This window comes from Paenibacillus sp. FSL R5-0378 (genome assembly GCF_038009285.1).
Classification (GTDB): domain Bacteria; phylum Bacillota; class Bacilli; order Paenibacillales; family Paenibacillaceae; genus Paenibacillus_AQ; species Paenibacillus_AQ favisporus.
Genome location: NZ_JBBPAY010000002.1, coordinates 170,370 through 197,169, shown reverse-complemented (window position 1 = coordinate 197,169; position 26,800 = coordinate 170,370). Strand labels below are relative to the sequence as shown.

Here is a 26,800-nt window from a genome sequence, read left to right as displayed (position 1 = left end):
AGTTTGCGGTTCGCACCGACATAGACTTGACTTTACAATACACGTAAAAGTTTGGAGCGATTATAATGAGCAATCAAGGAAAAGTATATATTATTACTGGTGGTAGCAGTGGGCTTGGTAAAGCAATGGCAGTAGAACTAGTCAAGCGCGAAGCAAATGTCGTCATCAACGGACGCCGTGAACAAGCGCTAGTGGATGCTGCAAAGGACATCGACCCGACAGGCAAGCACGTGCATATCGTAGCTGGCGATGTCGTGGAAACTAAAGTTGCTCAGCAAATCGTCGACGAAGCGTTAGAGAAATTCGGCCGCGTCGACACCTTGATCAACAACGCGGGCATCTTCATCGCAAAGCCGTTCACAGAGTACACTGAAGATGAATTCACAAGATACATGGGCACAAACGTGGTCGGTTTCTTCCATCTGACGCAACGCGTGCTTGTGCAAATGCTGAAACAAGGTACGGGCCATGTCGTCAACATCACGACAAGCCTGACGGATTCACCGACGGAGCAAGTTCCTTCCGCGCTTGCAAACTTGACAAAGGGCGGCTTGAACTCCACAACGAAAGCACTAGCAATCGAGTATGCGAAACGTGGCATCCGTGTGAATGCCGTGTCGCCTGGCGTTATCAAAACGCCGATGCATGCGCCAGAAACGCATGAATTTTTGTCAAAACTTCATCCGATGGGACGAATGGGTGAGGAACAAGAAGTCGTCGAAGCCGTGCTTTACTTGGAGTCGGCTAAATTCGTAACGGGCGAAATTCTTCACGTGGACGGCGGCCAAAGCGCCGGCTGCTAATTTATGCCGGAAGTTGCCGCAATAAAACCTGATCGCAAACGAAAGGAGAATATTATTCATGCCAATCGTAAATATTCAAGTCACACGAGAGGGCACAACGCCTGACCGTGATTCGGTGACAGCCGAAGAGAAAGCAGCACTCATCAAGGGCGTTAGCGAATTGCTGCTTAACGTACTGAAAAAGCCGCTGGAGTCGACATTCGTCATTATTGAAGAAGTTGACACTGATAACTGGGGTTGGGGTGGACTTCCGGTATTGGAGTACCGCGGGAAAGTGGCTGCAAAGAAGGCAACTGAAGAGTGATTCCAGGCGAGAGCAAGACAGGAAGGGAAATGAAAAAATCAATTTTTTCTGCCCAAATCTTAAAATTTGAAAAAAGTGCATTATTTCAGTCAAACATATCGACACATTGCAATATATAGATTTTTATATACAGAAAGTTATTATAAGAAGGCAAGAAAGTAAGCGAATAAGATTTGAAGAAATCCTGCAGTTTCTATGTGGATTTAAGGCGTGTCTTTCAGAAGTATACTTTCATTCGAGAGAGGTAAAAACGAATATGGAAAACTTTGAATTTCATAATCCGACTAAAATTTTGTTTGGAAAAGGTCAAATTAGCAATTTAAAAAAAGAAATTACCGCTTACGGTAAACGTATTCTGTTAGTGTACGGAGGCGGCAGCATAAAAAAAATTGGCCTTTACGATAAAGTTATTCGAGAACTGGAAGAAATCGACGCTTACATCGTTGAGTTAGGAGGTGTTGAACCGAATCCGCGACTAACGACCGTTAATAAAGGGATTAACCTCATCAGAGATCATCAGCTTGATTTTATTCTTGCAGTCGGTGGCGGCAGCGTTCTTGATTGTGCTAAAGCAATTGCCGCAGGTGTACCATACCATGGCGACTTATGGGATATCGTGACTAACAAGGCGAAAGCCCCATCTAATTCTGTACCGATTGGCACAATTATAACTATCGCGGGAACAGGATCAGAGATGAACGGGAATTCCGTCATTACGAATTGGGAAACGAAAACGAAAGCGTTTTTTAACTCCAATCATGTGCTTCCAAGATTCAGTATTCTGGATCCCGAGCTTACTTTGTCTGTACCCCGGGAACAAACGATATACGGCAGCGTTGATATTATGGCCCATGTCTTCGAACAGTATTTTCATGCTTCGAGCAATGCACCTCTTCAAGAGAGAATTGGTGAAGCGATTCTTCGCAGCGTTATCGAGACAGCGCCTAAGCTCGTAGAAGATTTGAACAATTACAAATATCGCGAAATCATGTTATTAAATGGAACATTGGCCCTAAACGGACTAACTGGAATGGGCGTTAATCCAGATTGGTCGACGCATCTTATCGAACATGCGGTATCCGCTGTCCATGATATTCCGCATGGCGGGGGAATCGCGATAATTGCCCCGCATTGGATGGAACATGTCGCGGCCGTACGCCCTGAAAAAGTTGCACAGCTGGGTGTTCGTGTCTTCGATCTGGATCCGACAGGAAAAACAGATGCTCAATTAGCATCGGAAGCGATCCAATGTCTCAGGGAATTTTGGGCATCTATTGGTGCGCCTACAAAGCTATCGCAATATGGAATTGACGACAAGGAAATTGAGCTGATGACGGAAAGAGCTATGCTAGCCGATCGAATAGGCAACTATGTACCTCTTACACATAAAGATGTCAAAAAGATTTTGAGAAACTCTTTATGACTTCATAAAATGGCGGGCTGTCTCAAAGAGAGACAGCCCTATTTTTTCGTAGGAATAGTTTATTGCGACACCCCTCTAATCGAAACAAACTACCCACTAATGGTTTCTTGTTCTTTTGGCCGAATAATAAAAAGCCATAAATGGGAAGATATACCCATACCAAGATTTTGTTAAGGGGGGATTTGACGTGAAACGGTTCAATAAATGGATAGGAACAAAAACGAATCACCCACCCATAGCTGAAGTGTCTCCGGAGGATCTCGAGAGTGTTGATCTTTCCTCAGCACTAGACAAAAATGAGGCGATGTTCCAAGACATATTCAAGAACTGCTCCGACATTGTCTTCCGAAAAGTAAGTTATGCAGAACAAGAGTCACTGGTTGTATATCTTGCCAGTCTCTCAGACGAGCAGGTCATTGACGATCATATTCTGAAACCATTGTTCGAGAGCGATAATAAACAAGAGGCTGAGTCTAAGTTTTCCAGAGCTGCGTCTCTTGGGAAATCCATCATATCTGCTGGGTCGACAAAGCTGTCATCTCAGGTTCAGGAAATCGTTCATAATGTTTTGGATGGTTATGCTGCCGTCTTAACAGATACAGACAGCCAGGCATTACTGGTCAGGGCGAATGGTGCTAAGTATCGAAGTCTTGAGGAGCCTTCCTCAGAGCAGGTAATTCGGGGACCCAGGGATGGATTTATTGAAAATATATCAACGAACATGGGCTTGATCCGCGGCAGACTCAAAACAGTAAAGTTGAAGATGGAGTCCGTCATTATCGGTGATTTGACGCAGACACAAGTCGTCATGACTTATATTGTTGGAATTGCCGAGGATTCTTTAATTGAAGAAGTCCGTAAGAGGGTAAGCCGGATTCAAATTGATGGTGTCCTTGATTCCGGTTATATCGAGGAATTTATCGAAGATTTGCCATACTCACCTTTTCCTCAAGTGCATAGTACGGAACGCCCTGATGTGGTTGTTGCCGAACTCTTGGAAGGGAAAGCAGCGATCCTTGTTGATAACACCCCATTTGTACTAATCGTTCCTATGACGTTCTGGACAGGACTTCAAGCAAGCGAGGATTATTACATACGTTGGCCTATAGCCACTTTTGTACGTTGGATTCGTTTCTTGTTCATTTTTATCGCGATCTTTGCACCTTCCTTATACGTGGCTATCACAACATTCCATCAAGAAATGATTCCTACAAATTTGGTGTTGAGTATTGCATCTTCTCGAGAAGCAGTGCCCTTCCCCGCAATGTTTGAAGCACTCTCGATGGAGATCGTCTTTGAAGCGCTTCGGGAAGCCGGTATTCGTTTGCCGAAGCAAATTGGGCAAGCCATCAGCATCGTAGGGGCATTAGTGATCGGGCAGGCGGCAGTGGAAGCTGGGATTGTATCTGCTCCGATCGTTATAATCGTATCCATAACGGGGATTGCTACCTTTGCCATTCCACGTTTTAATTTCGCAAGCGGTATACGGCTGCTGCGCTTTCCGATCCTGTTCTTAGCGGGAACGCTAGGACTCTATGGGGTTGTTCTCGGATTTTTATGTATCGTGCTGCATGTCGCTTCATTACGCTCGTTTGGTGTTCCTTATTTGACACCACTTGGCCCGATTACAGTGACCAATTTGAAGGATATCCTCATCCGAGCGCCGATCTGGGCGAGGAGGTTCAGACCTCACGCCACTGGGATAAATGATCCGATTCGTGAGCCGACTGGACAAAAACCTTCTCCCTATCGTAGTAAGCGCGATTAGTTAATCGCAAGTCGTTGACAAAGAGAAAGGAACGAAAATGAAACCATCGCTGCTAATTTGCCTACTTCTTCTCATCTTATTTACTAGTGGTTGCTGGGATCGAACAGAAATAAACGACCTTGCTTTTATCACGGGATCGGCCTTCGATTTGACCGAGAAGGGGGAGAGTCTGTTGACCTTGCAACTAGCCATTCCTACTTCTTCACAGGAGGGGGGAAAGGACGGAAAGTCAAATAAGTTCTTTGTCTTGTCTGCCACCGGCAAGAATGTAAGCGATGCATTCGAAAAAATACAGAAAAAGAGCTCCCGTAGACTATTCACGTCTCATCGCAGCGTGATTTTCATCGGCGAATCGCTGGGACGGAAGGGGATTAACGATGTGCTTGACGTTTTCGCTCACGATCCGCGTCAACGTTTAAAAACTTATATTATGGTTGTAAAAGGGGCAGAAGCAAAAAAAGTACTGGAGGCGCAATACCCCTTTGACCAAGTACCGATGGAAGCGGTCAAAGAGTTGGAGACTCAACAAAGTGAAATTGCCGTAACCTTGCGGGATTTCTTCATAGCAGCATCCAGCCAAGGGATTAATCCAATTATGGGAGTTATAGAAGCGGAAACGGAAGGAGCCAACCAAAGCATCCCGGTATTCAAGCTATCCGGAGCTGCTGTGTTCAAAAATTTGAAACTAGTCGGTCTGTTAAACAGTTATGAGACTAACGGATTAAACTGGGCGAGAAATCATATGAAGGATGGCAGAATCAATACAGAGTTACCAAATGAGAAAGGGAGCGTGGGAATGGTGGTCACTCATGCTAATCGTACCATCACTTCCGATTTTAACGGAGACCGTATTAAATTTAAGATCATATTAAAAGCGAATGGCACTCTCTTCGAGAACAATTCGGCTCTCAATGTTAATCGGCCACAAAATATCGCACTGATACAACAGTCGTTAGAAAGAGCTGCGGAGAGACAAGTCAAAGATGCCATTGTTAAGCTTCAAAAGCGATTTGATGCGGACGCCATTGGTTTAGGACGAGAACTTTACAGGAATAAGCCAAACGAATGGAAAACCATCCAAGCGCAGTGGGACCGCAAATTTTCTGAAGCGGACGTCACCGTTGACGTGAAACTGTCAATTAGCGGTGCTGGAATGGCTGGGCCTCCGTTGCAATTAAATGAGAAGGAGATCATCAATTGATTGCTTATATCGTTGGTTACGTGCTAATTGTGGTAATTTGGTTTTTTTACCGGATAAAACCTATGCGGAGAAATAAAGACACAAAGGAAATGGTGGTGTTTGGAGGAATTTTAGGCGTCTCTTTGCTAATAGGTTCCTTGCTGATTGCGCATGTTGACTTGCCGAGTTTTATTCTAGCTTGTCAATTCCCGCTCGAACCGATCGGGAAGTATTTATTGAAACAATGATCGCTTCATTTTTCTTCTAATCGAGTCGATTATCAGCAGCAATAAAGGGATCAGACTTTGATTAATGAAACCCAATAATGGAAACGTGAAGATAAGATAATTGAGTAGCTCGGCACTATTCTTAAAAATCCATACGGAGCCAATTAGAGATAACAGTGTAAGCGGATATATCAAGCTTCGGTCATTTCGCAGCTCAAAAAGATGACTCACACAAAGACCTATAATAAAGATGGACACCGCAACTTTTACAAAACAGCCTATTACCCACGTCGATACCGCAATAGCCTCCAGCCGCTCGAATGAGCCCTCTATTCCGATGTATTGGACAACACTCAAAAAAGAAAAGGTCAGTTTGCTTGTTAATGGACCAAAGATCATGATCGTTAGCATCACAATACTTACCGTGAGTAAAGTAATGCCTGACAGAGCAATAAACGAAACTTTGTGTGCTATCTTAGGTTGCTTTAAATACGGGAGGAGCCATCCCAAAATAAAGAGCTGACTCATAAACCCTCCTGCCGGGCTGATAGCTCCTTGAATAACAGGATATATCCCGCCGTTTAATATCGGTTTAATCTCGTTGTAATTGGCTTCCAAAATAGTCAAGATTAAGAGCGGAATTATTAAAACGAGCAAAAGTACGGTAAGAAACTCGTTACTTCTGGCAATCACCTCAATACCCAGATGAGCAGCCAGTCCGCATAGGATAAGAAATGTCAGACTAATGATGAGGGCAGGGCTCCTTGGGAGCAGTAACGTGCTGATAAAACCTGTATGCTGCATCGTAATGGTTGAGATAGAAATAAACCAATAATATACGTAGTTGGCGACCACTAATTTTCCCAGGCCTTTACCGAGGATTTTCGAACTGTACTGAGTAATGGTCTCTCCTGGATATCGTTTCGCAAGTTCGATCATCACCCAAATACTGATGATACCTGTGACAGACGCGAGCAGGGCGGACAACCACGCGTCTTGCTTCGCAAACATGAACATAAAGGAAGGAACACTTAATAAGTTCGTAGAGATAATAAACGTAAATAATAAAAAGCTAAGTTGGTTCCCTGTTATTTTTTCCGTAGCTTGCATGGATTTGTCCTCCATTGACTATGAATGGTGTTCTAATTATTGACCCATCAGTAAGGATTTAAACGTCAATGGAACAAGAACTTGATCATAGATGATTCGCCATTAATTTTACGGCAGTTGAGTCTCTTGACATGGAGTAAACTCCATATTTTAAGATACAGGTGCGGTTGATCCGAAACAGCTTAACTGAGATTAGAAGGGAGGGATAAGATGGATTCTACATTTTCCATCGCAGAGATTTCGGAAAAGTCAGGACTTAGTTACGATACGATACGGTATTATGTGAAGATTGGCCTCCTGCCGCCGACGAAGCGTAAGGAAAACGGACAGAGGGAATATGGCACAATCCATCTCGAACGACTAATCTTTATTTCACATCTCAAACGTACCGGCATGCCGCTCAGGGAAATTAAACGTTACATGACGATGGCATCTGCCCAAAATTATGAGAGTTGTTATGATTTACTTTATAAGCATAAACACGAGATTGAATCGCAAATGGTGGAAATAAAGGCAACACTGGAATTAGTGAATTATAAACTGGATCATTTTAAAGATCTAATGAAAAAATCAGGACTAGGAGAAGAATGAAGATGAAAGAAGATAATAACTATCAAGTTACACTTCAAAAACCAATCCATTCGGGCTTTGGGTCGCAAACAACTGCACGGGAAGTACTCGAAGGCTTTGACCTGAATGGAAAAATCGTCATTGTAACTGGGGGATATTCAGGGGTCGGATTGGAAACAACCCGCGCCTTAGCCGAGGCTGGAGCGACCGTCATTGTCCCTGCTCGTACACCTGAGAAAGCTCTCACATCGGTTGCAGGCATCCCTAGAGTTGAGTTAGAAGAGTTGGATCTAATCAAACCTGCTTCAATTGAGGCATTTGCACAAAGGTTTCTGGACTCTGGACGACAGCTGGATATCCTGATCAATAATGCCGGTATCATGGCTCCGCCTCTAGTGCGTGACGCACGGGGCTACGAATCCCAATTTGCAACTAATCATTTGGGGCACTTTCAGTTGACGTTAATGCTATGGCCCGCCTTGAAGAAGGCGAAAAACGCCCGAGTTGTATCTGTTTCCTCTACAGGTATCCGCTTCGGTTGGTTGCGATTCACGGACATATGTACAAAATCCTAATTTTGTGAAAAAGTTTTTACAAGCAAGATAAGAAGCCTATCATTATTAACAACAAATTAGAGACGAAAATATATTTATCTGCAGCCACGATCTATTAGCAGGCTGACAAAGCTTTACGAATGGCCATCGTAAAATGGATGGCAGCCATAAACCTATCTGTTATAACAGCGAGGTTCGATGACGGTCTACCGTTTATTAGAGTATAAAGCTGAGTTGTTTAATGTTTCTTCGACAGTATGGCCTTTAGTTTACACAACTTTCCAAGAAGTTCCTCTTAACCCGGTAGCCGATTACTATTTTCTAAATCGTAGCTACGTAAAAGCAAAACATAGGTAGTCCAGAACATAACACCAACACCCAGACTACCTATGTTTCAGTTATTTGGGTTTCGAGTTGAAGCATAAGCGGATTTATCGGCAAAAATTAGGGCGTTTCCCGCCCTTTTATTGTAATTGCAATGTTTTAGCTTCCAATTTTATTAACTGTATTCAATTGAATACTCTATTTCGCAGATTTTTTGTTTGTTAAAAACAAAGCAGGAACGAGCATTACCAAGCTAAGGACTAAGGCTAGCAGGAAACCATCGTGGTAAGCAGTGGTCATAATGGGAACCGTTGGCGTGTTGCCTGCAAGTGAAAGACTGACAACCGTTGCAAGTACTGCCGAACCAAATGCGGCGCCAATATTTTGAACAAGGCGTGTTCCGACACTAGCTTGTGCAATTTCTTGCTTAACCATACCGGTGTATGAGTCAGTCATCATGGGAATGGTGGCGCCGCTGATACCTATACCGCGTACAAACAAGACGACACTCATAACAATGAGTGAAGATTCCTCATTGAAAAAGACAAAAGGAATCGTACCAACAATGGCGAGCGCCAAGCATACTAAGACAACAATACGCGCACCCAATTTATCGGTCAGCCTGCCAATCAACGGGCGCGCAACTAATGTACCTATACCTTGCGGAATCAAAATCAATCCGGCACTCAAAACCGAGAAGCCTTTGACATTTTGGAAAAACAAAGGTAATAACAACATAGGGCCATTTGTGGCAATTCCCGCAAGGAACAAACCAACCATGGCGGCGCTGAAATTTTTCGACTTGAACAAATGCAACGGGAGAATCGTTTGTTCCTTTTTGATTGCGGCATAAATCATGTAAATGCTTAACATCGCGGCTCCGGCAACAACAAACCCAATAGTCGTACGGTTGTTAGACGCAGCAATCCCGTAAATCAACGAGGCTGAGGCGGCGCCCAATAAAGCAATCCCAATAAAGTCGAACTTGGCTTTACGATTAACCGGCGTGAAATTGGGCAGCTTCATAATCATTAAAGTGATGGCAAGAAGGCCAACGGGAATGTTGACAAAGAAAATGTAACGCCACGATAAGAACTCAACAATCACAGCCCCGATAACTGGACCAAGGATTGGACCCAAGACCATTGGGGTAGCAACGGTGGACATTATACGTCCCATTCGTTCCCTTCCGGCGAATTCAACAACCAAGGTAGTCAGCAATGTCATGATAAATCCGGCGCCTACACCTTGAAATATCCGAAAAATAATCAATCCATAAATACTTCCGCTGAATCCCAAAGCAATCGAAGCCGCTAAGAATAAAATATTTGCGCCAATCATTAACCATTTGCCGTTGAAACGCTGAACCATCCAACCGACAAGCGGTACTGAAATCGCCATAGCTAACGCGAAACCCGTAATTGCCCATTGAATGAAGTCAAGTCCGACATTGAAATCGACACTTAAATCCTGGATGGCGATGTTGACCATTGTTGAGTCAAGCAGCGGCATAATTGCTCCAAGCACTAAAATCCAAGCAACATTCATGATACTTTTGGGAATCGGCTCAAGTGCCGCGGCTTGTTCCTTCTTACTCATAATAAATCCTCCTTATTATATTAGTTGCAATACTGTATAGAAACTAAACAAAAAGATCAAATAAAATGCTGTCGTAAAGACAGCTCTTTTCGTTAAAAAAGACTCATGTTTCTTTCAGTTTTTTATCTATTATCTTTTCCATTTCAGAAAAAAACTCAATCATGTCTGTGTAGGAGGATTCTGGCATATCCCTTAGCGCCTTTAACGATCCATCAATCGCTTGTTTATGGTATTCAATGTGCCCAACGTAATTTTTCTGCCCCTCATCCGTAAGGTTCAAAACGACCTCCGTGTCTGAATCGGGAGATACTTTTTTTTCAACCGTACCCTTTTCCACCAGTTTGTAAATCATTTGTGAAGCAGCACCTTTGGTAATGCCTAAAATATCAGCCAGTGCAGTAATATTGATTCCCGGTTTATCCCCCACAGCTGCAATTGTATGAATTTCCGCTCTGGACAATAAGGCGTCTGTCCCATAGGAGCGCTGCTTATTATCCATCCGGTTGTATTTACTAATCACCCGTTCGAAAAGTGTGATAAACTTCGTATAATCGTTTATTTCGATTACCCCCTCATCTAGTTTAGTTGCTTTACAGTATAGCGAATATACAAAAGGATAATATAATTAATATCATCCGGGAAATCTTTTGTCAACTGTTTTTGATAAACCAAATCTGGTGACGATGACGTCAAAAGCGACCCGCTGTGGGGTGAGCGTAAACCCAATGTATAGCCGTGCCACGAATCGCCAAGAGAAGGGTTTCACTGTCCCAAATGTCAGCATCACAAGGCTAATGAGATCAAAACACGCAGACTTCCACTATACGAATGTACAAATTGTCGTCATCAAACGATGAATAATATCTCTATTTCTGAAATCTAACATGAGCTTTTCATTTATTTATCAGTGGCAAGGGCAACATGTTTTATACGCTTAGCATTAGCGGAAATTATTCTCACCATACTGAGTAGTTATAGTGTAGTGGGAAAAATATCAGAACGTTACCAAGCAGGAATGGTTATGTCAAATAAGTAAGTTAAAAAGGAGCAGTTGTCTCTCGACAACTGCTAAGTTCACTTAACGGGAACCTTTTTTTACAATTAACTCACATAAATATTACTTGCTCTATTGGCTTGTTTTTTGCTCATGTCATCCCCTCCGATGTATCTTCCAGTATACAAAAAGTACCCTTAGTCCAGACACCTTTTTTTCAAAATGTCCAATCTATGGGTACCAGTTTAAATATCTCCTTTTTTCTTCTTTCGGTTCTGTCCCCCTCACGTCCAATTACGTCTTCTTCTCCCGATACAGTAGCTACTATGCTGTTTTCTCTTTCGCATACGACATGCAGTTTACAACAAATCTAGGCCACTCTTAAAAAAGAGTGGCCATCAGATTACTTCAAATCTCTTCCTCTTGCTGTGATATTACTCGAACATCATCAAGCCTTTCTCTATAAGTATCTCCCCAATCCCTCATGGACAAAATAATCTGTTCCAACGTTCTTCCAAATTCTGTTAGTGAATATTCCACCTTAGGTGGAACCTGTTTATAAACTTCTCGGTGAATAATGCCGTCACGTTCAAGCTCACGGAGCTGCAGTGTAAGCATAAATTGCGTTATATGCGGATAAAGGCGGCGGAATTCGTTAAATCTTTTCGGACCTTCGATCAGATGATAAAGAATGATTCCTTTCCACTTTCCTCCTATGACATCCAAAGTTGTTTCTACAGGACACCCTTCCACGCTCGGAGTCGTGCAGTTCTTGTTCCTTCGATTTCCCAAAGCAGCTACACCTCCAATAGTATAATTTTTAATACTATATATTAAAATTATGCGTACTTTTCAAATCTCAGTATACACCATATTATTTAGTGGCAACAACAACACTATGATTTGGAAAGGATGGTTTGATCATGCCGATGAAATTCAGATAGAAGGTATACTACTGAACTGCAGGTTATTCTGTTCGTGCTGTCGATTCAATCAGGAGGTCATCCGCAAAGAAGAAAAAGCTTGCGGACTATACCGTAATCTTTTCCTTTTAATAAAAAAAACCTATTGGTTTGATCGTTCTATAATTTAAGGAGGCATCCCCTATGACTACTAATATCGCCACCCCAGCGCCCACTCGAACAGCCGCACGGCTCCCTCTCCCGGCACTGATCATAATGGCCTGCACCGTTTTCATCGTGATCATGACCGAGACGATGCCGGCCGGACTTCTCCCACAAATCGCTCGCGGGATCGGCGTATCTGAAGGCTCGGCAGGCCAGCTTGTCAGCGCTTATGCCATCGGAACGGTTCTCGCGGCGATTCCTGCCATCATGCTGACCCGCGGAGCTCGACGGAAGCCGCTGCTGTGCATCGGGTTGCTCGGGTTCCTCGTCGCGAACACGGTCACCGCGCTTGCGCCCAATCTCGCCGTCGCCCTCGTCGTCCGGTTTATCGCGGGAGCATTCTCCGGTTTGCTGTGGGGCATGCTCGCAGGATACGCAATGCGCATCACGGCACCGGAACGTGCCGGACGCGCACTGGCCATCGCCATGTCCGGTACTCCTGTCGCGCTTGCTGCAGGAACTCCTCTGGGCACCTGGATCGGTACGATGGTCGGATGGCGATGGACGTTCGCCGCGATGTCCCTGTTTATCGCTGTCATTCTCGTCTGTGCACTGATCCTTGTCCCCGACGCTCCAGGTCAGCAGGCACAGAAACGTATCTCGTTCCTGAAAGTGCTGCGTATTCCAGGCCTGGCGACCATCCTCGCGGTCGTCTTCGTATGGATGCTCGCGCACAACCTGCTCTACACCTACATCGCCTCATACCTGCAGCAAGCGCACCTAGATCTAAGGCCCGATATTGCGCTTGTCGTCTTCGGTATCGCTGCGATTGGTGGTATCTGGATTACTGGCATGCTGGTCGACCGCATGCTTCGCCGCCTTACTCTGGCCAGCGTAAGTCTGTTCATCGTCGTCGGTGCGATCCTTATTGCCACACAGGAGTCCATGCCGTTCGCTGTCCTCGCCATCATCTTGTGGGGCCTCGCCTTCGGCGGCTCGGCGACACAGCTCCAAACCGCCACGGGAAATACCGCAGGCGAGAATGCCGACGCGGCCATATCCTTGGTCACCACATCCTTCAACCTAGCGATTTTCGCAGGAAGTGCACTAGGCGCGGTCCTCGTTGAAGGCATTGGGGCATGGACACTCCCCTTGGGGATGATCCTTCTCTCAGTTATAGCACTAATCGCGGTTGGTTTTGGCCGACGTGTGGCGTTCCGGTCCGATCGCTGACCAGCGCGAGCCGGGACGCGTTTGCGGACAGTTGGATTAATGTGCTGCGTTTTCTGATACCACTCATGTTTGAAATCAGTTGGGCGCTCACCACATGAGTGTCTGAACCAAACGGGAAACGTAAGTTCAATAGGTAATATGAAGTGGCTGTCGAAATCAACTAGTCGGTAGTCTCTTCATATTATTCCATCTGGTAGCTGCCGACGAATCAGCAAATTCTAGAACTCCGGACAGCTGCGGTAGGAAAAGTCCACAGCTGCGACACTGCCAGCCTTATCTAAGAATCTTAAAAAGGAAGATTTGCACGGTGAAATGATTTCATCAAAGGAACGGGGGTTCGCTAATAAAAATCCACAGAATAAAATAAGCAGACAAAAGCCCGGTTTATTATCAGGCTTAAAAGGCTGCCGTAAAAGCTCCTGTTACTACAACTTTAGTCTCGAACCATTCTGGATGTTTTTAGTTTTAGTACCACTAAGCACATTTTTATCGCCTCGGGTCTCGTACCTAAAATCACCATAATTTCTTTTTCAATCTGGCCCTCGATAGCCATATAGTAATTTAATCCCACTAAATGTCCACCCATATAGGTTGCCTATTAGTGAAGGGATGCAACTTCGGATTGTTTAGCTCTTCCTCATCAAGTTTGTTTATGTAATTAATTATGTCTAAGTAAGACTTTCGAAATTGTCGAAGAGCATATTGATATTTAACATCTTTATACTGTTGATAAGACTCTTCATTGAGTTGATGGATCTGCTCCCACGTATATCCCGGGGCAGGTGTTTCAGGAATTGCCCCTTGTTCAGATATCGATATCCACTGCAAAAAACGCCTTTTCCTACCATTCGTTTAAACCTGAAAAGTAAACAAACGGCACGTATCAGAAGATCAATAGCCGTCCAAAGCCATACTCCTGCAATACCCATTCCTCAATATATACATAAACTCCTACGACACGAAACAGCCACATACCAATGGTTGTGCTGTACATTGGGCTTTTGGTATCCCCAGCACCGTGCAAAGCACCTGTCAGAACCAAGACTACAGCTAAAAACGGTTGCGCAAAGGCATCGATCTCAAGCGCAGTCGTTACCATGTCGATGATATCAACTTGACCAGTGAACCATGTCGCGGCTAAAGGTGAAAATATAAACAACAGCACACCGATGAGGGACATAAAAATAACTGCGATACCTGTCGTCAACAAACCATATCAGTAGGCATCTGCTCGACGATTTGCTCCCAAGCTCTGGCCTACTAGGGATAATACCAGCGTCGCTGTCACCAAGTACAGGCTAATGTAATTAAATGGATAATCTAAGGTAACAACAGACTTGATCAGCATTTTCCAACAAAACATAGGGAACAGCCGAGATACATGAAAAAAATAGACCACCGCAAATAAGCGCTGCCATTAATCCGGCAACGCTGATTATTATATGTTTAATTTTGGATATTTTAGATTGATTTTTCCTGAAAATTATTCGCTAATCCTGTCCATAATGGGCAATCAGTCTCTTTACTTGCACCATCTCTTACACAGGATAAGTAGGCACATTCTCCGTTACCTTATTGCCATGGCCGGCGCGCGTCACACAGTGCGAAGTGCATGTTCGAGTGTGGCGTAAAAATCCCGAACGAGGGCAGTAAGTTCCGGTCCGGACTCATCAGGCGTCCCAGCTCCGAGCGGTGGTTGCGGTGCTTGGCTAAACTATAAACTGGGTGCAGACTGGATCGCGAGGAGCCCCGATTTGTACCAGTTACTAATTTTAACCTGGCAGCGAATCATTGGTTTCTGGTATACAAATGCCTTATCTTCCCCGATCACCAGCTTTTGGCTTTTGATATGTAAATCCCTTCTTGAACACTTAATATATTACTTTTTTGAATATTGGTAGATGTTTTGAATGAGAAAGCAGTGAATGAATTGTATAACTTCGTTATTGATCGACAGGCACCGTTATCTCTAGCTCCGGAAATGAAAACCTTCTTGCGTGTTTCATAACGAAATGAGGTACGGCTTGATTGTGAAATGTCTAGGCATTCGCTCGAACGGATCCATCTCCACGTTCATCGAAAATCATGGTCGTACCTGGAATTCCGCCTCCATATCCGCCGCTGTCCGAATCCACCTGATTTACATGAGATCGAATATGATAAAATCCTGTTATATGTAACACTTGTACTGACACCACGGCCGATTTGTTTGGAGTCTCGTTTCGATTTTCACAAAGCCTAGCGAGAATTTTCTTGAAATAAGCTTTATTTCGCTTTCAAAGCCCCCAGCTTTCTACGGATCCATGCCACAAGAAAGAGAAGCAGACCGAACACAAGCACTGAGAAGTCGAACCAGATGTGACTTGTCGCTAAATAACGTTCAAAATCAATATCGCTGGAAATGCCCCAAGAACTTACAACCAAAGCCAGAAAACCAAGCGGAAAAGCGAGCGCCTTATAATCTTTGAGACCAACCCATTCGCTCAATCCCACTACCGCCGCGTAATGATAGGTTGCCAGTTCAATAAACGTGCCGGGCAGCCATACAGCAAGTAGCAGGGCATCTATGTGCTGAAAGAATTCACCAAGAACTATATAACGGACGACTTCGATAAATGGGTAGTTCAAAGTATCCGTATATTCGCCAAAAAGAAAAACGGATACAAGTCCGGAAGCTGCCAGAGTAATCATTTCTCCAAACCAGGCAGCCATAACGAACAGCGCTATCTTCCGCTTATTCGATAATAATGGATAATACAGCCCAAGCAAAAGATACCCGGCAAACCAGGTAAACGGAACGGTGGCTCCTTTAAGCGAAGGTACAGGGCCTTTTCCCATGATCGGCAATGCATTCGATACCTCCCACTCGGGGATCGTAAGGATGCTCAGTATGACAAACAAACCGACCGTAGCCGGTATAAACAACTGTGCCAACCGACCAAGAACCTCGACGCCGCCCCGGGCCGTATAGGCTACAAGGAACATAATCCCGCCGGAGACAACTACCGAGGGGGTATTTTCTAAAAATACGGAAGTAATGAAGTTGCTGTATATCCGCAAGATCACGCTGGTCAGGTAGACCGCATAAAACACGACGATAAACCCTGCCACTATACCCAGCCATTTTCCCAAAATACGTTTGCTGTAAACGATAATGGATTCTTCCGGGAACATCCGACTGAGTCGCAGCATGGCCAGCACCATCATAATGCCGGTCAAATGTGACCATACGGGTGACAACCACAAGTCCCGCCCCGCCTTCTCACCCGCAATTTTGGGAATCAGCAGCAGCCCGTCATAGGCCATCAGGGAATAAAGCATAAACGCCAATTGTCCCTGGAATACTTTTCCTTTATCCACCATCTGTAACACCTCATCAACTTAATAAGCCGGAAAGTGGTCTGTAGAGCCACTCCACCCATCGGATAGGCCCTGGCATTTCCGGAAATAAAACGGCCACCAGGGCGGATATCCAGCTCAAGCCGGCAATTGAGGCAAGCACAACACGTTCCCGGACACGGACATTGTCCAAGCGAACCCACTCGAAACTCACGATGATGACGACGACCACCGTTATTCCCGCCACTTTCATCCAAATCATGGCTTGGTATGCTCCTTGTGCTGTCGTCCCAGTGGAATGCTGTTCATACCGATGCGCCGCAGCTTCACGCTGGCTTCTACCCTGAAATCCATCTCTGGATAGAAACGGTTCCATTGCGGTTCTAGGCGACTCCACTCATGTGGATTTCGGCGTTTGATGGCTTCACCGAAAGCAAAAATATCAGCGTGCATATGCTGGGTATCACGGACGGTCTGTGTTACGACCTCACGAATATGTTCTGCCGCCGCTGCTTCAAGCAAACGGGCATTTTGGGGATCAGCCATAGGGAGACGAGATGTATTTTGGATCATGTTGATCTCCGATTCGATTCGGATATTCATTTGCCACTCCCCATTCTTACGGATTGGAATCAAACGCGACTTTGCAGAAAGGGTCGTATAGGTCACCTGGGCGGGAGACTCATTCCCTACGTTGACAGTTTCGACATCGTTCTTCAATTGATTCGTTACCCACTTTGCGGCGAGGAACGAGTTCCCCGTCAGCGTCCCAACCATCCTCCCCCGGTTAAAGACCGCATAACCTTTGATGTAAGGCTCCCCGCCTTTGTTCGCTCTTCCCTCCCGGACATTGATGAATGGAAGGATCGCTGCATCTTCGTCGCTGCTCATACGCTGAATCAGCCGGCTTATCGTCAACGGCTTATGAAACACACGGGCAGCTTCGCTCTGCAAGAAACCTGCTTTTGTCTGTTCCAGCAAAAAAGGGGAATCAAAAAAATCCCTGACTTTTCCTCTGGCCACAAAAGGCATCACCCTCAGACGAATTTCATTGACACGTACGAGGTAATCCAACTGTTCGAGAAACCCGTCCCTCGCGAGCGCTTCACCGACAATGAGCACCTGCAGCTGCCCCCAATAAATCGTTCTCGACAACTTCCATTGCAGCCGTCCTTTTGCATCAGCCGCCGTGTCACCGATTGCGTACCGTACGATCGTTGTACCTTTCCCGCCCTTCAGGCCACTGCTTTGCCCTGTTCCGCTCAGCTGCTGTGGAGCGACGATTTCCAATATTAGTTCGATGGCCCCATCCTTCGTCCGGTCAACTCCCGCACTTGTGACGATCGCCAAGCTGTTCACTTCATCACTGTCCCAACAGCCGGTTAATAACAATAAGGCCGCTAATGGCAGAAGCCGTTTGCCCAGCTGAATCAGGACAGTTATAGACTTGTTTTTTCGCATATCTACTCAACGTTTGCCCCCTTTCCCCGAATTTGGCCGCTGCCCCGATGCAAGTCGCCGGCGGTTGCTTTTTCTCGAGTAGCCCGGACGAGTGATCATAGTCCACCAAGGAGCTCGGACTACCGCATCCTTCATATCGTTAGCCGCAAAGGGCGCGATCGGGGACAAATAGGGCACTCCGAAAGAACGCAATGTGCACAAATGGATCGCAATGGCAATCAGTCCATACATGACGCCTAGAATACCGAGCAGACCTCCGGCCAGAATAAGCAGCAGACGCAGCAGGCGGACCGAGAATTCCAATGAATAATGTGGAGCCGTAAATCCAGCGATGCCCGTAAAAGCTATAATAATCACGATCGGTGCCGATACGAGGCCGGCGGATACAGCGGCTTCGCCCACAACGAGCGCTCCGACGATTGTTACAGCAGAACCGATTTGCCGGGGAAGACGAAGTCCCGCTTCCCTCAGTACCTCGAATGCCATCTGCATCATCAACACCTCCACGATCGTTGGAAACGGGATTTCCTCCCGCGAGGAAGCGATACTCATCAAAAGTTTGTTCGGAATCATTTCTTGATGAAAGGTTAGAAGGGCGATATACGTCGCAGGAAGCATCAGCGAAATGAACAGTGCGAAGTAACGAAGCATGCGCAGCAAGCTGGAGTATAAGGAGCGGTTGTAATAGTCATCTGCCGCCTGCAGCAAAGTTGCGAGCGTCACGGGAACAATCAGCACGTCAGGCGTACCGTCGACAAGAATAACGACTCGACCCTCAAGCAACCCGGCCGCCGCGATATCCACCCTTTCTGTGAACTGTTGTTGAGGAAACGGGGAATAAGGATCGTCCTCCGTAAGCTCTTCAATATAACCGGTTTCCAGGACACTATCCACATCGATACGGCTCAGGCGCTTCTCTACCTCCTGGATCAAGGCCGGCTTGGCAATGCCCTCTATGTAAGCGATATAAATTTCGGTTTCCGTATAACGTCCAAGCCGAAGCGATTTTAATTTCAAGTTGACATTCTGGATCTTCCGTCGCATGAGCGACAAGTTCGTCGAGATCGATTCGGTAAATCCTTCACGTGGCCCCCGTAGTGATGTCTCGGTCTCCGGCTCCTCCACCGACCGTTTATCCCATTTCGCGATCTTCAGCACCAGAGCCCGGTCGCAATTCTCGATCAGCAACAAAGGATACCCTTTAATCAGTTGTTTGATGCACTCATAAGCATTAACGGATTCCTCGATCGATCCGACGGGTAAAGCCAAGTTTTTGATGGAGGAAAAATCCTTGGGCTGGCCTTCTGCCATCATCATGAGCGGTCTCAAAACGTTGTTATCGATCTCCAGTCTGTCCGACATGTCCGGAATATAAACCAGCTGAGCATCGAGCTCCATGCCTACCCGGAAGGAGCGAAAGACGACATCGTCGGCATCCCCGAGAATGCCTTTCAGCGTTTCAACATTCCGGTCCAGCGATGGAACAAGCGCCGTACCATAGGGCGGAGGCTTTTCGCCAGTTGGTTTTGAATGGAGCAAAGACCGTTTTTTCATTTGAGGAACCACCTTCCCTCACCTGTGGGGTCAATTTCTCATGGATCGCCATGCGTAACACTCTCCCGTTATGCTTTACCAGAAATGACAATTTTATTTCTGATTTTTATTAGCTTGATTTGAGATATTTCAACGGCCCATTTCGGCTAACGATACAAGAACATATATCGGTAATAGATAAAAGCCGCTGTTAACGGCTTTTTTACGACATTCTTGTCGCACGGAACCGTGGCTTATTCATGGAAAATAAGGTTGTCAGAAACCTTATCAAATCTTTGGTTATGGAGCGTCAAGTATATTAAAAGAGCTGTGGTACGGGGTGATGTTACCTCGGCTAGGCTCAATTGGGGGGCGATTTGCAGAATATGCCATGAAATCTGGTTTCTTAATAAGTAAAAAATATGCTCCATATGAAAAATGGTTATATATTGAGTTCTCTAAGTTATCTGAGCATGGAAAAGAAATAGGATCATTTCTGGTCAAAGGTTTAGACAATCCAATGAAGATGGGGGAATTAGAGTCGGAGATTGAAAAGGTTTATATAGAAAAAGTCGCTTCTCTTGGATTTAAATCCTTTGATCCTCCTCTTCCACCTGACGCTTTATGTTGCTTATGAGGATAATGAACTGTTGAAATATGCAAGGGGAATCCAAAGATCCATTAAAAAAAAGGGAATTAGGAGTGGTTCAATTCATTGATTTTTTGGATACTGCTTTCATAAATTTATATTGACTCAGCCGGCCAGTCTCAAGAGACCAAGAATAAAATTATTAATTGATTATCCAGTTACCTCAGGTTCACAGATAAATTTTCCAGGGGTAGTCCCATCATCCAAGAGGACTATGGGACAACCCCTGATTAAATAAAAGCAAATAAATAGCTTAAAACGCTCACGCCACTAACGTTCGCTATACAGTCTACAGGTCTTTCTTAATAGTAGAAGTACAATTAGTATCGTTAAGATCTGGATTTTGGGTGATCTCACGATAGTGATCAATTTTATATTCAATGATTTTTTGGATTTCAAACAATCTAGAGATTTCATTTTGAATCTTATGATGGTGATTTTCCAATATAGAGAGTCTTAAAGGTACCGTATCGTTATCAAGACTTGAAAGTTCTCGATAACTTTTCATTTCTTCTAACGTCATCCCTGTTGCCTTCAATCGGGTTAAAAATATGATACTTTGGATCTGTTCTCTACTATAAACCCGATGCCCGTTTCGTTTTCGGTCTGCATAAGGCAGCAGTCCAATTTTCTCATAATATCGAATTGTATCTTCCGTTAAACCTGTTAATTCTGCAGCTTGCTTTATGGAGGTTACAATCTCCGGAATTTCTTGCATAGGACCGTCTCCTTAATTATAGTTACCAAGGAACTTCGCCATTTTCATCAAAGAAACCACCTGTTGGCCCATCTTCCGGAAGTGTTGCAAGGCGAACTACAATCCCGGCGGCTTGCTCGACCGAACGATAGCCCGAATGTCGATTTAAATCCGTGGCCGTATAACCAGGATCAGCAGAATTGATTTTTAGTGGCGTATTTTTAAATTCTTTGGCAAGCATTACGGTTAAAGCGTTAACAGCCGTTTTGGAGCTACTGTAAGCTAGCAAATTGAAACGTGCGAATTCGGATTCGGGATCACTATTTATTGTTAATGAACCGAGGCCGCTTGATAGGTTGATAATTCTACCGCATGGAGACTTTTTTAGTAAGGGAAGCATTGCTCTCGTCACTGCAAACATGCCGAAAAAGTTAGTCTCAAAGGTTTCTTTTAAAACAGACAACTCCAGTTGACTGGGGGAAATGCCTCTTTCCAATGATACTCCAGCGTTATTTATCAAAACGTCCAGCGACCCAAATTCTTCTTCAATATTCTTGAATGCAGCTTCAATTGTATGTTGGTTTGTAACGTCTAACAGAATATGGTGAGCATTTACCCCTTCATTTACTAACCCAGCTGCTGCTTCCTTTCCTTTCTCCTCGTTTCGCGTTCCAAGCAGGATTGTAAACCCCATAGCTCCCAATTGTCTTGCCGTTTCGTATCCAATACCTTTGTTAGCTCCGGTAATCAGAACGGTTTTTACATGATGCATGGTTTAACCTCTTTTCACTATAAAATTGGTTTGACTTTACTGACATACCTGAGTTTACGACTTGGAGTATACTCCAAGTCAAGAGAAATTATACAGGCCAAATTCATTTTCCGCCTACAATGAGGAACAAACGTTTGATATGCTAATATCAAACGTTTGTTCGGGGAGGCGATTCTTATGGCTAAGAAAGAACCTACATCGCTACTAGAAAAAAGTAAAAGTAAAATCAGTGATTCTAAATTTGGGGAAGCGAATCCCGTTATCTAAAATTACGACGATGAATGTTCACTGCGAACATCCGAAACGGTTCCCTTCGGCCGCTCTATTTTTTCAATCCCTTAACAATAAGTTGTATTCCAAACTCAAAAGCCATTTCTGCCTCGTTCTCAATCGTATTCATTACATCAGAAGTTAATGTATCCATATCTGCATTGGGTTGAGACTCTTTAACCTTCTCCATTTGGGATGGTGTTAATATTCTCCTTTTTTTTCGTGTTTGTTCTTCCATTACAGATCCCAAAACAAATTGCCCCATGGTAAGCATAGCCATTTGAGCTTCTTTCTGAGAAAAACCTGCTCGTACTAAATATTCAACTTTAAGCTCTAGTTGAGCAAGGTCATTAAAAGTGGGAATTGAGCCGGCATGAAGCATCGCTCCATCCGGATAAGCTAATAAAGCATTTCTAAAGCTGTAAGCATGATCTATGAACCATTTCTCCCAATCTTTCGGATCATGCGGCGTCTGAATGGTATGATATCTGGCGATTATTCTAGAAGCCATCTCTCCAAGCAGCGTTGCTTTATCTTTTACATGCCAATAAAGTGATGCTGATTCAACTCCCAATCTCTGAGCCAAACGCCTTGTTGTAATCGCCTCTAATCCACTCTCCTTAAGAAGTTCAAGCGCCTTCTCTATAACATCTTCACGTTTTATCTTTGCCATATTCAGAAGTTCTCCTTTTTTTCGTATTAAAACCTATCAATGATCTAGTATATCATATTGACAAATCTATCAATGATAGATTATCATCAAAACATCCTAAAATCTATCAATGGTAGATTTTTAGTTATTTATATCGAGAGGAGCTCGCATAATGAATTTAAAAGCTGCTGAGTACATGCAAATCAATTGGGGTGAGCCCGATGAAATGAAGCTCGAAGCCTCTGGTACTAGGTCAAATTTTCAAGGTCGATATGGAATTAAGAACAAAGCTCCATCTTTCAGCTGATTGCAGTAAAGGAGATGGTTCCACGTGAGCAACAAATCCATGATGACGAGGAATTTCCTGAGATTTATGGGCCGCGTATTTTATAATTACGTAAAATTTTGATTTGATGTAATTATATATAAATCTTAGGAACGCATGTTCGCAAGGACTTCGCGGCATCGTGCCGATCCCACATTGATTGGGGACCTCGAAGATTCGAGAATGCACTAGGTTACGTGGAGACATGCGCAATATGGAATTGGATGTTGACACTGCGCCTTTGTTCCCGGATACCTCTTTCTACGGTCACCAGCTACCAGCTCCTCCTTGTACTCTTTTCTTTCAAACTACTACAGGGTGAAATCCTGCGAATTCATGAGAATCGATAGCTGGTGTGCAAATCACTTTCTCATTATGGTTAATCTCGAAGAGAACGCGAGACGTAACAATCCGGAGTCGGCAGTATAACCCTTCATCGTTTAGATTTAAACCCGTATTTTTTCGCGTTCCATGCGACGAGCAGAGCCAAAATCAACAAAACAAATCCTACCCACGGGAATGAAACCACCCCTGCCGAATTCAACAATATTCCGCCTACGGCACCACCGCAAGCAATAGCAAAATTCCATGTCGTTGAGCTTAACGACAGTGCGATATCTACGGCCTGTTCATCCACGGCTTCGGCAACTGCAGTCTGTAACAGGGATGCTGCACCACCGAATACAAATCCCCACAGAATGATAGCAACATAGATGCCAACCGGTAAGTTGCTGCTGAACCCAAATAAAAAGGTAACTAAAATAAAAGCGATTAAACTCCCAAGGACTAAGGGACGTAAGTGACGATCGATTAACCTGCCTATTAAAAAGGTACTCACGATCGAAGCAATACCGTATACGAGCAATATGAATTCGATTTGATTGAAGCCAACCGAAGCGAGTAATGGAGAAATATAGGTATAGAGTATATTGTGAGCCGTCATCCAAGTCAAAACAACAAATAATACGGAACGTACTCCAGGTGTTCTGAAAACACTCCAAACCGAAACTGAACTTTTATCAGACTGTCCTGGAAAATCAGGCAATTTCCATAAAATCCATCCTATTAGAACAGCAGCGACCAAGGACACCACTCCAAATAAACTGCGCCAACCAATAAAAGAACTAAGAAATGTTCCGAGAGGCAAACCAAAGGTCAATGCAATGGGGATACCCATCATCGCGATCGACACGGCACGGCCTTTCAGTTTCTCTGGTACCATACGTCTGGCATATCCCGTAAGCATTCCCCATACAACGCCTGCAGCTACGCCTGCAAAAAGGCGGGCAACCAGAGTTAATATAAAGATAGAGGATATGGCCGTGATCGTGTTAAAAACCAAGAACGTGCAAACGGTCAGTAATAAAAGCGACCGACGTCCCCAATTTCGAGTCGCTGTGATGATGGGGACAGCCCCCACGACCGAACCGATCGCATAAAAAGTGGTCAATTGACCAGCCATACTTTGTGAAACACCGAGCCCTTGGCTTAGTTGGGGCAGCAAACCGGCTGGCAGTATCTCTGATAGCAACGCGAGAAAACCCGTCATTGCCAAAGCGAGCAGTCCCGCTAATGGAAGACGATTGGCGGCATTTGCATTTGTGTTCATTTCTTCCTCCTGAATACTTTTTTTTAAACGAAGGTCTTGCTTAAACCGCTTATGGCTTCTCTGGACGATTCGAATCGGATGCATCCAGCTTTTCGGCAAACCAGGTTAATGTGCGATGCCATGCATCTTGAGCGGCTAAGGGATGATAGCTTTGCCGTTCATTGCAGAAGAAACCGTGATCGGCTTCCGGATAATAGTAAATGGTATGCTCGTTGTTAGCTGCATCCAATGCTTGATCCACTTGCTCGACGACTTCCTTGGAAATCCCTCGATCCATTCCTCCAAAGAAGCCTAGTACAGGCACTTTAATCTGATTCGTTCTGTTCACAGGCGCAACCGGAAATTGAGAAGTTTGAGCCGTCAGTCCTCCACCGTAATAGACAACAGACGTTTTGATTCTGTCGGAGAAATGGCTTGCCGTTAGATAGGAGAGCATGCCTCCCATACAGTAACCGATGACACCGACCCTTGTTTCGTCCGCACCTTCCAAATTGAGAATATAGTCGAGGACAGCTTGGAGGTCACCCATCGTTCTCCCCTCTGTCAGCGGCTCCCGGGCCTGGGCGGTTGCCGGATATTCCGTGTAGCCGAAGGTTTGCCACAATCCCGTACGATAATACAAATCAGGTGACACGACGACATAGCCTTGTGCAGCAAAACGACGGCAAACATCCTGAATGTGGCTGTTCACGCCAAATGCCTCTTGAATTAATAGAATGACAGGGAGATTCAATTGGGAAACTCCTTTGGGTCTGACGATGAACAAAGGAAGCTCTGCAGGAGAGCCATCAGCGGTATCCCGCTTGGCGAAGACCTTTTCTGTTTCTACTTCTGTAGGTAATAGCATGAACAACACACTCCTTTTTTCGGTGAATCCTTTATTTTAATCGTGCAAGGGTATTGAAATCTTCGTCACTGAGCGTAATATTGGCTGCCGCAATATTTTCCTCCAAATGCGCGAGGGTCGAAGTCCCCGGAATGGGCAGCATCACCGGTGAACGTTTTAACAGCCAGGCAAGCGCAAGTTGAGCGGGCTTCGCGTTCAGTCGTGCGGCCATTTCATCAAGTGGACTTCCTGCACGCGCAAGCGCGCCCGTCGCCAGCGGAAACCAGGGAATGAAGGCGATGCCGTTCTTTTCTGCATATTCGAGCACCGGCTCCGAATCACGTTTCACCAGGTTATACAAGTTTTGCACGGAAGCGATCGGTGTGATTTTCTCCGCTGCTCTCAATTGGTCCACTGTGACTTCGCTGAGACCGATATGCCGAATTTTCCCTTCTTCCTTCAGAAGTGCCAGCTCGCCAAGCTGTTCTTCGAGCGGTACTTTAGGATCGATTCGATGCAGCTGCATGAGGTCGATTCGCTCGAGACCGAGATGACGCAGGCTTAGTTCGACCTGTTGACGTATATATTCGGGACGTCCAACCGGGAGCCATTCGTCCGGGCCGGGACGCGTGAGACCCGTTTTTGTGGTGATCACGAGATCTTCGTTGTATGGATGAAGAGCCTGTTTGATCAATCGTTCGGAGACGAAGGGTCCATAGGAATCGGCGGTATCGATGAATGTGACGCCAAGCTCTACCGCTCGCTGCAGAATACGCAGGGCTCCCTCCCGATCGGCGGGATCTCCCCATACGCCAGGGCCTGTCAATTGCATGGTCCCGTAGCCTAACCGATTGACCTGAAGATCCTTTCCTATTTTTATGCTGCCGGAAGCGGCTGCCGTAATTTGTTGCTCTGACATTTCAATTCCTCCCTTTTCGAGATCATTTCAGAGCAGCTTAAACTTACTCCTACGATCCCATAACGGTTAGACACTTGTAAAAGTGTCTCATTAATATTTATTTTTGTCAAGTTGTTCTATAAAATTTAATTTGATTATCAATGTATTGCTACGCTCTAATGTTGCAGACGTCCTCAAAGGAACGCATAAACCCCCTCATGGAAAAATGAGGGGGTCCAGATGAATATTCAAATCGAAATTCAATCGGCGTGCTTCATTCAATTCGCATCGATTTCCGAGAGCCTATCCAGATAGGCACGAAGAGTGTCGGATTGCAGAACGAGATTTTTAAACTTGCCTTCGCGTATGACATGGATTAATCCTGCCGTCTCCAACTCTTTAATGTGGTGAGACATGGTCGGGGCGCTTACATTATGGTTATTTTGAAGGGTGCTGCAGGCAAGGGGGTCTTTGGAAGCGCCTATTTCTTTAAGCATCTGGTATCGTCTCGGCTCGGCAAGAGCGCGTGAAATTAATGTGAACTGATGATCTGATAATTTAATCAACTGATCTGATAATTCAGTCATGAAAATCGCTCCTTTCTTTGTGATTT

General features: G+C 45.0%; 28 protein-coding genes and 1 pseudogene. 12 read left to right on the top strand and 17 right to left on the bottom strand.

Translation table 11 applies throughout. The features are described from left to right. Positions 1-65 precede the first annotated feature (65 nt). The 6 genes from MKY74_RS34410 (at position 66) to MKY74_RS34385 (ending at position 5,726) form a co-directional block, all read left to right on the top strand. The gene (locus tag MKY74_RS34410; RefSeq protein WP_076176521.1) at positions 66-803 is read left to right on the top strand and encodes an SDR family NAD(P)-dependent oxidoreductase; all 738 of its coding nucleotides are present in this window, start codon (positions 66-68) and stop codon (positions 801-803) included. Positions 804-861: 58 nt separating this feature from the next. After that, positions 862-1,107, top strand: a complete 246-nt coding sequence (locus MKY74_RS34405) for a tautomerase family protein (protein ID WP_076176519.1) — start codon at positions 862-864, stop codon at positions 1,105-1,107. 256 nt (positions 1,108-1,363) lie between these two features. Next, positions 1,364-2,530, top strand: a complete 1,167-nt coding sequence (locus tag MKY74_RS34400) for an iron-containing alcohol dehydrogenase (protein ID WP_076176517.1) — start codon at positions 1,364-1,366, stop codon at positions 2,528-2,530. Positions 2,531-2,717: 187 nt separating this feature from the next. Continuing rightward, on the top strand, positions 2,718-4,298 hold the full coding sequence (locus MKY74_RS34395; protein ID WP_076176515.1) for a spore germination protein: 1,581 nt from the start codon (positions 2,718-2,720) through the stop codon (positions 4,296-4,298). 37 nt (positions 4,299-4,335) lie between these two features. Next, positions 4,336-5,499 (top strand): Ger(x)C family spore germination protein, encoded by a 1,164-nt coding sequence (locus MKY74_RS34390; protein ID WP_076176513.1) that lies wholly within the window; start codon positions 4,336-4,338, stop codon positions 5,497-5,499. After that, positions 5,496-5,726 carry a hypothetical protein gene (locus MKY74_RS34385; protein WP_076176511.1) on the top strand — a complete coding sequence of 77 codons (231 nt, stop codon included), beginning with the start codon at positions 5,496-5,498 and terminating at the stop codon, positions 5,724-5,726. The genes MKY74_RS34390 and MKY74_RS34385 overlap by 4 nt, the downstream gene beginning before the upstream one ends. On the opposite strand, the gene MKY74_RS34380 is transcribed toward MKY74_RS34385, so the two are convergent. Then, complete coding sequence (locus MKY74_RS34380) at positions 5,712-6,815, bottom strand: GerAB/ArcD/ProY family transporter (RefSeq protein ID WP_076176509.1); 1,104 nt, start codon at positions 6,813-6,815, stop codon at positions 5,712-5,714. The genes MKY74_RS34385 and MKY74_RS34380 overlap by 15 nt on opposite strands. Positions 6,816-7,025: 210 nt before the next feature. Here MKY74_RS34380 and MKY74_RS34375 point away from each other — a divergent pair, with 210 nt between their 5' ends. Both MKY74_RS34375 and MKY74_RS34370 read left to right on the top strand, forming a co-directional pair. Then, positions 7,026-7,406: a MerR family transcriptional regulator gene (locus tag MKY74_RS34375; RefSeq protein WP_076176507.1), complete on the top strand. Its 381-nt coding sequence runs from the start codon at positions 7,026-7,028 to the stop codon at positions 7,404-7,406. A gap of 2 nt (positions 7,407-7,408) precedes the next feature. Beyond that, positions 7,409-7,960 (top strand): SDR family NAD(P)-dependent oxidoreductase, encoded by a 552-nt coding sequence (locus tag MKY74_RS34370; protein WP_144025541.1) that lies wholly within the window; start codon positions 7,409-7,411, stop codon positions 7,958-7,960. Between the two features lie 501 nt (positions 7,961-8,461). On the opposite strand, the gene MKY74_RS34365 is transcribed toward MKY74_RS34370, so the two are convergent. Continuing rightward, positions 8,462-9,862: an MDR family MFS transporter gene (locus MKY74_RS34365; RefSeq protein WP_244169456.1), complete on the bottom strand. Its 1,401-nt coding sequence runs from the start codon at positions 9,860-9,862 to the stop codon at positions 8,462-8,464. Positions 9,863-9,965: 103 nt separating this feature from the next. Beyond that, on the bottom strand, positions 9,966-10,361 hold the full coding sequence (locus tag MKY74_RS34360) for a MarR family transcriptional regulator (RefSeq protein ID WP_084204255.1): 396 nt from the start codon (positions 10,359-10,361) through the stop codon (positions 9,966-9,968). Positions 10,362-10,619: 258 nt separating this feature from the next. On the opposite strand from MKY74_RS34360, the pseudogene MKY74_RS34355 reads away from it, so the two are divergent. Continuing rightward, positions 10,620-10,715 (top strand): annotated as a pseudogene (locus MKY74_RS34355) (zf-TFIIB domain-containing protein); the annotation flags it as partial. 549 nt (positions 10,716-11,264) lie between these two features. Here the strand turns inward: MKY74_RS34355 and MKY74_RS34350 are convergent. Further along, on the bottom strand, positions 11,265-11,648 hold the full coding sequence (locus tag MKY74_RS34350; RefSeq protein ID WP_076176501.1) for a winged helix-turn-helix transcriptional regulator: 384 nt from the start codon (positions 11,646-11,648) through the stop codon (positions 11,265-11,267). A gap of 314 nt (positions 11,649-11,962) precedes the next feature. Between MKY74_RS34350 and MKY74_RS34345 the strand changes: the two genes are divergently transcribed. Continuing rightward, positions 11,963-13,156 carry an MFS transporter gene (locus MKY74_RS34345; protein WP_076176499.1) on the top strand — a complete coding sequence of 398 codons (1,194 nt, stop codon included), beginning with the start codon at positions 11,963-11,965 and terminating at the stop codon, positions 13,154-13,156. A gap of 570 nt (positions 13,157-13,726) precedes the next feature. Here the strand turns inward: MKY74_RS34345 and MKY74_RS35795 are convergent. The 6 genes from MKY74_RS35795 to MKY74_RS34320 all read right to left on the bottom strand — a co-directional run bounded on the left by MKY74_RS35795 (position 13,727) and on the right by MKY74_RS34320 (position 19,510). Beyond that, the gene (locus tag MKY74_RS35795) at positions 13,727-13,984 is read right to left on the bottom strand and encodes a ClbS/DfsB family four-helix bundle protein (RefSeq protein WP_076176497.1); all 258 of its coding nucleotides are present in this window, start codon (positions 13,982-13,984) and stop codon (positions 13,727-13,729) included. Positions 13,985-14,039: 55 nt separating this feature from the next. Beyond that, a complete protein-coding gene (locus MKY74_RS34340; protein WP_244169455.1) occupies positions 14,040-14,363 on the bottom strand; it encodes an MATE family efflux transporter in 324 nt (107 codons plus the stop codon). 1,058 nt (positions 14,364-15,421) lie between these two features. Further along, positions 15,422-16,519 (bottom strand): GerAB/ArcD/ProY family transporter, encoded by a 1,098-nt coding sequence (locus MKY74_RS34335; protein WP_076176493.1) that lies wholly within the window; start codon positions 16,517-16,519, stop codon positions 15,422-15,424. A 13-nt stretch (positions 16,520-16,532) separates the two neighbouring features. Further along, positions 16,533-16,757, bottom strand: a complete 225-nt coding sequence (locus MKY74_RS34330) for a hypothetical protein (RefSeq protein ID WP_076176491.1) — start codon at positions 16,755-16,757, stop codon at positions 16,533-16,535. Continuing rightward, entirely contained in the window at positions 16,754-17,956 is a 1,203-nt protein-coding gene (locus MKY74_RS34325; protein ID WP_076176489.1) for a Ger(x)C family spore germination protein, read from the bottom strand. The genes MKY74_RS34330 and MKY74_RS34325 overlap by 4 nt, the downstream gene beginning before the upstream one ends. A 6-nt stretch (positions 17,957-17,962) precedes the next feature. Continuing rightward, positions 17,963-19,510, bottom strand: coding sequence for a spore germination protein (locus tag MKY74_RS34320; protein WP_076176487.1), 1,548 nt, complete (start codon positions 19,508-19,510; stop codon positions 17,963-17,965). Positions 19,511-19,880: 370 nt separating this feature from the next. Here MKY74_RS34320 and MKY74_RS34315 point away from each other — a divergent pair, with 370 nt between their 5' ends. After that, positions 19,881-20,126: a hypothetical protein gene (locus MKY74_RS34315; RefSeq protein ID WP_144025540.1), complete on the top strand. Its 246-nt coding sequence runs from the start codon at positions 19,881-19,883 to the stop codon at positions 20,124-20,126. A 301-nt stretch (positions 20,127-20,427) separates the two neighbouring features. On the opposite strand, the gene MKY74_RS34310 is transcribed toward MKY74_RS34315, so the two are convergent. The 3 genes from MKY74_RS34310 to MKY74_RS34300 form a co-directional block, all read right to left on the bottom strand. Next, positions 20,428-20,856: a MerR family transcriptional regulator gene (locus tag MKY74_RS34310; protein ID WP_076176485.1), complete on the bottom strand. Its 429-nt coding sequence runs from the start codon at positions 20,854-20,856 to the stop codon at positions 20,428-20,430. Between the two features lie 22 nt (positions 20,857-20,878). After that, positions 20,879-21,607 carry an SDR family oxidoreductase gene (locus tag MKY74_RS34305; protein WP_076176483.1) on the bottom strand — a complete coding sequence of 243 codons (729 nt, stop codon included), beginning with the start codon at positions 21,605-21,607 and terminating at the stop codon, positions 20,879-20,881. A 322-nt stretch (positions 21,608-21,929) separates the two neighbouring features. After that, entirely contained in the window at positions 21,930-22,550 is a 621-nt protein-coding gene (locus MKY74_RS34300) for a TetR/AcrR family transcriptional regulator C-terminal domain-containing protein (RefSeq protein WP_076176481.1), read from the bottom strand. Between the two features lie 151 nt (positions 22,551-22,701). Here MKY74_RS34300 and MKY74_RS34295 point away from each other — a divergent pair, with 151 nt between their 5' ends. Further along, the gene (locus tag MKY74_RS34295; protein WP_279628528.1) at positions 22,702-22,836 is read left to right on the top strand and encodes a hypothetical protein; all 135 of its coding nucleotides are present in this window, start codon (positions 22,702-22,704) and stop codon (positions 22,834-22,836) included. A gap of 451 nt (positions 22,837-23,287) precedes the next feature. Here MKY74_RS34295 and MKY74_RS34290 read toward each other — a convergent pair whose 3' ends face one another. The 4 genes from MKY74_RS34290 to MKY74_RS34275 all read right to left on the bottom strand — a co-directional run bounded on the left by MKY74_RS34290 (position 23,288) and on the right by MKY74_RS34275 (position 26,774). After that, on the bottom strand, positions 23,288-24,463 hold the full coding sequence (locus tag MKY74_RS34290) for an MFS transporter (RefSeq protein WP_076176479.1): 1,176 nt from the start codon (positions 24,461-24,463) through the stop codon (positions 23,288-23,290). A gap of 49 nt (positions 24,464-24,512) precedes the next feature. Beyond that, positions 24,513-25,310 carry a dienelactone hydrolase family protein gene (locus MKY74_RS34285; protein ID WP_076176477.1) on the bottom strand — a complete coding sequence of 266 codons (798 nt, stop codon included), beginning with the start codon at positions 25,308-25,310 and terminating at the stop codon, positions 24,513-24,515. A gap of 31 nt (positions 25,311-25,341) precedes the next feature. Next, positions 25,342-26,208, bottom strand: a complete 867-nt coding sequence (locus MKY74_RS34280; protein ID WP_076176475.1) for an aldo/keto reductase — start codon at positions 26,206-26,208, stop codon at positions 25,342-25,344. Positions 26,209-26,465: 257 nt separating this feature from the next. Beyond that, positions 26,466-26,774: a winged helix-turn-helix domain-containing protein gene (locus MKY74_RS34275; protein WP_076176473.1), complete on the bottom strand. Its 309-nt coding sequence runs from the start codon at positions 26,772-26,774 to the stop codon at positions 26,466-26,468. Between the last annotated feature and the right edge of the window lie 26 nt (positions 26,775-26,800).

Bases quoted from the DNA above. Each gene is read 5' to 3' on its own strand.
- MKY74_RS34290 (WP_076176479.1), bottom strand. From the start codon at position 24,463: ATGAACACAAATGCAAATGCCGCCAATCGTCTTCCATTAGCGGGACTG.
- MKY74_RS34315 (WP_144025540.1), top strand. From the start codon at position 19,881: ATGAAATCTGGTTTCTTAATAAGTAAAAAATATGCTCCATATGAAAAA.
- MKY74_RS34410 (WP_076176521.1), top strand. From the start codon at position 66: ATGAGCAATCAAGGAAAAGTATATATTATTACTGGTGGTAGCAGTGGG.
- MKY74_RS34345 (WP_076176499.1), top strand. From the start codon at position 11,963: ATGACTACTAATATCGCCACCCCAGCGCCCACTCGAACAGCCGCACGG.
- MKY74_RS34310 (WP_076176485.1), bottom strand. From the start codon at position 20,856: ATGCAAGAAATTCCGGAGATTGTAACCTCCATAAAGCAAGCTGCAGAA.
- MKY74_RS34305 (WP_076176483.1), bottom strand. From the start codon at position 21,607: ATGCATCATGTAAAAACCGTTCTGATTACCGGAGCTAACAAAGGTATT.
- MKY74_RS34295 (WP_279628528.1), top strand. From the start codon at position 22,702: ATGAATTTAAAAGCTGCTGAGTACATGCAAATCAATTGGGGTGAGCCC.
- MKY74_RS34280 (WP_076176475.1), bottom strand. From the start codon at position 26,208: ATGTCAGAGCAACAAATTACGGCAGCCGCTTCCGGCAGCATAAAAATA.
- MKY74_RS34330 (WP_076176491.1), bottom strand. From the start codon at position 16,757: ATGATTTGGATGAAAGTGGCGGGAATAACGGTGGTCGTCGTCATCATC.
- MKY74_RS34370 (WP_144025541.1), top strand. From the start codon at position 7,409: ATGAAAGAAGATAATAACTATCAAGTTACACTTCAAAAACCAATCCAT.
- MKY74_RS34325 (WP_076176489.1), bottom strand. From the start codon at position 17,956: ATGCGAAAAAACAAGTCTATAACTGTCCTGATTCAGCTGGGCAAACGG.
- MKY74_RS34365 (WP_244169456.1), bottom strand. From the start codon at position 9,862: ATGAGTAAGAAGGAACAAGCCGCGGCACTTGAGCCGATTCCCAAAAGT.
- MKY74_RS34275 (WP_076176473.1), bottom strand. From the start codon at position 26,774: ATGACTGAATTATCAGATCAGTTGATTAAATTATCAGATCATCAGTTC.
- MKY74_RS34375 (WP_076176507.1), top strand. From the start codon at position 7,026: ATGGATTCTACATTTTCCATCGCAGAGATTTCGGAAAAGTCAGGACTT.
- MKY74_RS34360 (WP_084204255.1), bottom strand. From the start codon at position 10,361: ATGGATAATAAGCAGCGCTCCTATGGGACAGACGCCTTATTGTCCAGA.
- MKY74_RS34390 (WP_076176513.1), top strand. From the start codon at position 4,336: ATGAAACCATCGCTGCTAATTTGCCTACTTCTTCTCATCTTATTTACT.
- MKY74_RS34405 (WP_076176519.1), top strand. From the start codon at position 862: ATGCCAATCGTAAATATTCAAGTCACACGAGAGGGCACAACGCCTGAC.
- MKY74_RS34380 (WP_076176509.1), bottom strand. From the start codon at position 6,815: ATGCAAGCTACGGAAAAAATAACAGGGAACCAACTTAGCTTTTTATTA.
- MKY74_RS34300 (WP_076176481.1), bottom strand. From the start codon at position 22,550: ATGGCAAAGATAAAACGTGAAGATGTTATAGAGAAGGCGCTTGAACTT.
- MKY74_RS34400 (WP_076176517.1), top strand. From the start codon at position 1,364: ATGGAAAACTTTGAATTTCATAATCCGACTAAAATTTTGTTTGGAAAA.
- MKY74_RS34320 (WP_076176487.1), bottom strand. From the start codon at position 19,510: ATGAAAAAACGGTCTTTGCTCCATTCAAAACCAACTGGCGAAAAGCCT.
- MKY74_RS34335 (WP_076176493.1), bottom strand. From the start codon at position 16,519: ATGGTGGATAAAGGAAAAGTATTCCAGGGACAATTGGCGTTTATGCTT.
- MKY74_RS34285 (WP_076176477.1), bottom strand. From the start codon at position 25,310: ATGCTATTACCTACAGAAGTAGAAACAGAAAAGGTCTTCGCCAAGCGG.